This is a genomic window from Nostoc sp. (assembly GCF_041747015.1).
Taxonomy (GTDB): Bacteria; Cyanobacteriota; Cyanobacteriia; order Cyanobacteriales; family Nostocaceae; genus Nostoc.
This window is the reverse complement of the sequence record NZ_JBGTFY010000343.1, coordinates 1-6408: the sequence shown is the minus strand read 5'-3', so window position 1 is coordinate 6408 and position 6408 is coordinate 1. Positions and strand designations below refer to the sequence as shown.

Genomic DNA, 6408 nt, shown 5'->3' with positions numbered 1-6408 from the left:
CTCCTGATTTTTGTAACAATCCTCCAGTCACGGAAATATCTCGCTCGATATTGAGCTTCGTTTCCGGCTTGGTTTCATAGTCAAAGCAGAATTTGATTTCTCGAGAAGGTGTGGCGAAAACTGCTAACTCTTCATGCAGGTAAGACTTGCCAATTTTCTTGCCAAACTCATCTTTGGGAGTTCGGTATCCCGCCGAAATCCCAGGTAGCCCAATAGCTGCGTGACCTTGGCTCAACAGGCTGGCTGCTTTTTTAGCTCCTTCTGCTAGAGCACACGGGATATTATGTTTCCATACACAGTACCAAAATCCTGACTGGCGATCGCTATCACTGGGGTTCACCTTGTGTTTGGAGTAAATGCGTTCGGCAATATCGTCAGGGACATCTAGCAAGAAGATACTTAATTCAACTTTTGGGGGATGCTCATATTTAATGAATTTCCCTTCAATTATTTGATTATTCTCATCTTTTTTGGGTCTTGGTTGATTTGGCTTGTAGCATCCCCATCGTTTAAGAGTTGGTTTATCACCTGGGGTTAAATCAGCAAATGAACGCGCATCAACTCCAGCATCACACCACCAGCCACCAGCATCAAGGTGAGAGTACGCCTGTATAAAACCTTCTGTTAGCCGTCCTGTATTTGTGCGATTAAGCTTTTCACTGACCATGAGCCGTTCCCAGGCTTCATGTTCGCCGCCAGTATAGCTAAATTGAAGGCTTTCAAAGTTCAATGCCGTAATATCGGGATGAATGGCACTATTTTCAAACTCTTGCCAATCCTTTGGTTCAATAAAATTGGGTACTTCTTCTTCTTTTTGAGGTATCCAAAATGCTTCTGTTGGGGAAGCAGTCTTTAATACTGGTTTTTCAAAAGCAGGAGACTTTCTATCATCTCTATATTTCTCTTTGAGAGTGGGTTTGGCTAAAGTTTCTAAACTCGTTGTAACTAATGGAACTGGCCGACTAACTGATAAGGAAACTTGTTCTGTGACTGGCGGTTGAGCTTTCAGTACAGGCTCTGCTATTGCTACTTCAAGTTTTACTACTAGCTCATTAGCTCTTGGACTGACCGAGGCAGTTATCGCTTCGGATTGTGATTTTTGCTGTAGTTCCACTTTTAAGGAATTCATCAGCAATTCTAAGGCGTTATCTTTGGCTTTAGACTCTTGCGCCAGTTCTAGTAATTCTAATTTATCTTTGGTATACAGCTTGACGTTATGCCTAGCTCGGCTAATTGCCACATAAAAACTTTCTTGTCCAATGGTGTAATCTGCCGCAATCAACGCTAAGTCAGTAGTTTTACCTTGGCTGCTGTAGATTGTGCTGACAAGCGCGTAGTCTAAGTTTTGCGCCTGTTTGAGGTTAATAGTCTCAGTAATTTTGGTGTCTAAGTACTCAATTTGGGCAGAGTCTCCCTCAATCGCTGTGACTATAAACTCCTGTCCATTTCGCCTTTGTAACTGTCGGTCATTTTTCTTCCATTGCAAGTGATCGCCAACGGCAATCTCAATTTCATCACGCTGGTAAACCGCTTTGTCAAAATTGGTATCTACTTCTAAATGTGTCCCCGCAGAGGTTCTTAATGTTAGTCGGTCAAGATCCTTGCTGACGACTTCATAGAGCAAGCCTTTTTCTAAACCCCGGCGCTTATAGTTGCGCGTCGGCATCACCACATCACCCAGTTCAAAGTTATGGGTGTAGCGCATCTGAACTAAAGTGAGGTTTTTTGCTTGTAACTGGCTGATGTTTGCAGTCGCCCCTAAACTTCCTTCCTCTTTTAACTTGCCTCGAATTGCCTGGGTAAGTGCCAATTTTTCTACATTTGTGCCAGCGAGTACTAGCGTTCTTGCTCGTTGTTCTTTTGCTAATGCTATATAGTCAGCAGCAATTGTCTCAAACTTTGTATCAGGTGATACCTCTAAAATACTACCAATTGTCTCTAACTGCTTAAATCCCGCTTCTACCCTCCCGTCTGCCATCAGGTCTACTGCTATCTTCAACTCTGGGTTTCGCTGCCTGTTCGACTGTGTTAAGTGCGCGGTCTGAATGCCAGCTTGTTGCAGAGATTTGAACGGGTTTCCAGCTTCTACTGCTGATAATTGCTTGGTGTCCCCTACTAGTAATAATCTTGCTCCCTCGATGGTGACTCTTTCTAAGAGGGCATGAGCATCTTTGGCACTAAGTAAACCTGCCTCATCTACAACCCAAATCTGATTTGCTTCTACAACTTTAGCTGGTTCAGATACCAATAAGCTGGCTACAGTCTCCCCTTGTATGCCTAGTTCCTCACTCAGTACCTTTGCTGCCATTGATGAAGGGGCAAAACATTTGACTGTATAGCCCTGGGCGAGTGCGATCGCATTTAATTCTTTGAGGGCAAAAGTCTTACCCGCCCCGGCTACCCCTTGCCACGCAATGAATTGGTCTGTTGTCGTTGCAGCTAGACTAACTGCCTGCCGCTGCCCGGAGTTAAGCGAGGTTTTCTCTAACTGGCTTTCAATTACTTCCCTTGAGCAGATAGGGTTTACTTTACTTTGTCCTGACTGCATCAATTCAATGGTAGCCAGTTCTCGCTTTACTGCTGAAAGAGTTGTGTATTGCAGCTGCACTCCAGGTAGAGCAATTAACTCCTGATGTTGCTTAATCAATGGCTCAATTGCAGTCACATCAGTAAAAAGCCTTTCTGAGAGAATGAATTTTTCTAAATCCTCCTGCTTGAAGGCGACATTTCTCTCACTGCAATGTGCGATTGCATTATTTAACGCATTTACCAAACTCAAATCATGGGCTGGTATATCCTGCCTTGCAGAAGGCTTAACAAACCTAATCCCTAACGCCGCAGCTTCTTCTTTCCAGAATGCAAGTAACTCTGATTCTGGTAGTTTTTGCTTACGCTGGCGGGTATCGTCCCAGATTTTCTCACGTTCTGCCCAAGTAGAATTAACCCCAGATGAAGCGATGATTTGTTGTCGTCGCTTAGAAAACGTTTCTAAATCTTTCTCCAAAAAGCCTTTGATATCAAACTGCCCATGTAAACGAAATTCCACTTCATACCCTAGTTTCTGGACTTCACGCGCCAGATAACTTTGATATGCCATTCCCAAGAATTTCTTATTGGCAAATATTTCATTATTGCCAAGGCTTAACCATCTACCATCTCTTGTTTGCGTCATATTCATCAGCAAACAGTGTGTGTGCAGATGTGGATCTAAGTCCCGACTCTCGATATGGTCAAACTGAGCGACGACCAAGTTACCAGTCTGAACTCTATGTCTCTTGTTGTCATCTGTCACTCTGGTGTAGGCGTACCTCTGCTCTATCAGTTGCAGGACTTCTTTCAATGCCTGATGGTGAGCATCGATTAAACGAGTATCCCCACCAATCAAGGCCATCAAGCTTACACTTTTGGGCGCAGAAAATGTACAGTCTAATGCGGCTCTGCGTTCTCCTTTCCCCTTTTCTTTGACTACTCTGGCATTCAATACCTCACGACCATCAGGCGATCGCCCCTCAATGATATTTTTAAAAGCTTCTTCGTCATCGACTGCCCCTGACAAACCCAATTTTTCAGCACCTTGACCACTCCAAAGCGACTTACCAAGGTGATAGTAATTCTTGATGAAGTAGTTCACCGCCATCTCTGAGGAGACGTTAGCCGCTGTTAGCATGGCTCACCCCAACTCTGGACAAAACATAACTTAATACTCCTTCTATTCCACTGACAGAAATTCTGATTATTTTCTCTGTTGGCAAGATAATCACCATTGCAATAAGTATTGAAGTCAAAATCAATCCCCGTCATCAAACTTAGTGGTGCTTGATGCCGACTGAAAAGATTTTCGTGTTCCTTGGACTTCAACTTTTTTACCCAATAGATAATTGATATTTAATATAGCAAAAAAATCGAGCATTCTTTCCGCCAAATATGGCGTACTGTGCGTCAAAAAAAGATGGATTGTATGGCTTATGCCCTCTAAAGCGTGTTTAAAATTAGTAGGAAAACATGGGAATAAATCGGGTGACTTCCGAGAAGTTCCGGGAACTTCCGGGAACTATTGGGTTTTATTAAGCTAATGATAATTGCTTATTAGATGATGTTTAATATGTAATAACATCAGCGATGAATTGGAATTTGTGGAGTGAGATATTGGGATAAATTGGGATAAATTGATGAGAATTAGTGAGGATTGGTGAGGAATGGAAACTTAGGCGATTTTCCAGAAAATGCACAAATTAGTGAAATAAAAGTGCAATTGTAATGATTCATAATTTTTATTTACAAATGCTGAAATCATTACGGTATATGCGCTTTAGCCTTTTAGGAATAATTCTTGATAAAGGGTCAAAAACAGGGAGAAAATTTCTTGTGGATTTAATGTTGAGTCTTGATCCAGGAACTTCAATGACGAAGATGGTTTATCGTGTTCCCTTGGAGATGTCTTCTAAACCAGAATTGCTGTGTATGGAGCCAGAGTTAGTTAAGATTTCTAGAGACTCGCTCTCTTTATATGAGTCTGGGCAAATTAATCGGCCGAATCCAGAGAATGAGGCTTGGATAGAGTACAACGGAGAGTATTATGCGGTTGGGTTTTTGGCCCAAAAGTATTTTGAAGCGCGAATCAATTTTTTAGAACTCAAGTATGAGAACGCGATTCCAAAAACTTTAGCAGCAGTGGGGGCAATAGCGATTAGAGAAGGATTGAAGTCCAACCTTGATTTATCGTTGGGACTGCTGTTGCCTTATGGGGAGTGGGAAGACAGGGAAAGATTGGAAATGGGTTTAACCAAGGCACTGTCTAGCTTTAGCTTTCGAGGTCAACAATTTTGTGTAAATCTGATCAGCTTTCAGTGTTTGCCGGAGGGTGGGGGACTGGTATTGACGCGAAGTAAAAAACTCGGCACAGACTTTAATAAAGTGAACATTGCTGTGGTGATGCTGGGTTTTCGGGATATATCAGCCGTAATCTTTGAGCGGGGTATATCAACTGGAAAAACAGAAGGTTTGGGTTTAGCCTGGATGCTGGAGAGAATCAAAAGCCGAACATCAGGACAGAACTTACATGATTTGTTAAAGGCTGTTCATCTATCAGGTTCAGCGTTAAAACCGAGATACTTTAACACCTTGGCTCGGAGTAAGAATGCTGAGTTTAAAGCTGAGGAAGTAGCACAAATTGTTGAAGTAGCGGAGTTATCTCGGAAAGAATACTGGAATAAAGTATCTATTTGGCTAAGTATGAATATTCCTGTTGATATTCAGCAAGTAATTATTGGTGGGGGAACATCGGAATATTTAGTTGCTGAGTTGAAAAACTTATTTACTTATACCGAGATTTCATGGGCGGCAGAATTAGAAGAGGATGTGCGCTTGGCTTTTAACCTGCCGATTAAAAAAGATGCGTTGTGCTTACGTTTCACGGATGTATACGGATTATTCCGTTATCAAAACGCTACATCAGCTATTTCAAACCATCGTGCGTCCTAGCAATTTGCTCGTTTTAAAGGAATATTAGCAATGTTTTCAGATGTTGAGTTTCGCTTACGAAGTAGAGTTAAGACTGATAGCCCCGAAGCAATGCTGTTTAAGTATTTAAACTCCAGAAATACTCTTTATCCTGCGAAGGATATGGTGATAATTGCTATTAGCAGCTATTGGCTTCCTTTAGCCTATCAAGCTGAAGAGCAACCCGTAGATTTAGAACCACACATTCGTGCTTGTCTTTACCGCCTTCAACTTCACTCTTCATATCTGATGGGACTGCTGGGAGAAATCCCGTCTCAGGCAGCCACGATGATTGCAGTAGACAGAAATTCACTTTCATCACTTTCCCTTCCATCCAATATTCCCCCAACAGAACCATCTAAGATTCCCCCAACAGAACAAAGACAGTTAAAAGTTGACTGGTTAAATCCTTTTTCAACTTTATCTAAATAGGAATTCATGATTATGTATCAACCACAAGAACTTTTTAACAACCTCTCACCATCAGAAATTAGCAGGACTTTACGCTTGAGTGGGATACCTGAAAAAGAGTCATATACCGAGAATGATGCAGACAGGTTTCGTGAATGTCGCACCTTAATTGAGCAGGGTGGAAATGATGAAGAAGTAATGGCTCTATTATCTCCAATTGTTGACAATGCACTGTCAGAAACTCAGGGCAATTCCTCGTCATCACCGAAGAATGGAGGAAAAAAACAAGGGAAGAAAGCCCAATTACCATTAGATATCACTGAATTACTAGTTATTGCTCGTGAAAGAGGCTATAAAATCGCACTTTCTCAGGCTTTAATAATTCTCCAAGTCTGCGGACTATCTGAGCAAGATGAGTATAGCCCAGATGAGTGCGAACGCTTTCTTGAAACCTACAAATCAATAAAAGAGCAAAACAAATCCTTTGAAGAAGTTGCA

3 protein-coding genes and 1 pseudogene are annotated in these 6408 nt (G+C 41.9%); 3 read left to right on the top strand and 1 reads right to left on the bottom strand.

Annotation, left to right across the window (positions count from 1 at the left end; translation table 11 throughout):
- A partial coding sequence (mobF, locus tag ACEW80_RS27620) for a MobF family relaxase (RefSeq protein ID WP_373529668.1) occupies positions 1 to 3667 on the bottom strand: 3667 nt, incomplete at its 3' end.
- Positions 3668 to 4257: 590 nt separating this feature from the next.
- Between mobF and ACEW80_RS27615 the strand changes: the two genes are divergently transcribed.
- The 3 genes and pseudogenes from ACEW80_RS27615 to ACEW80_RS27605 form a co-directional block, all read left to right on the top strand.
- Complete coding sequence (locus ACEW80_RS27615; protein WP_373529667.1) at positions 4258 to 5481, top strand: ParM/StbA family protein; 1224 nt, start codon at positions 4258 to 4260, stop codon at positions 5479 to 5481.
- A 30-nt stretch (positions 5482 to 5511) separates the two neighbouring features.
- The gene (locus tag ACEW80_RS27610; RefSeq protein ID WP_373529666.1) at positions 5512 to 5931 is read left to right on the top strand and encodes a hypothetical protein; all 420 of its coding nucleotides are present in this window, start codon (positions 5512 to 5514) and stop codon (positions 5929 to 5931) included.
- Between the two features lie 12 nt (positions 5932 to 5943).
- Positions 5944 to 6408: pseudogene (locus ACEW80_RS27605) on the top strand (hypothetical protein); the annotation flags it as partial.

Coding starts and splice junctions, on each gene's coding strand:
- ACEW80_RS27615 (WP_373529667.1), top strand. CDS start 4,258: ATGATTCATAATTTTTATTTACAAATGCTGAAATCATTACGGTATATG.
- ACEW80_RS27610 (WP_373529666.1), top strand. CDS start 5,512: ATGTTTTCAGATGTTGAGTTTCGCTTACGAAGTAGAGTTAAGACTGAT.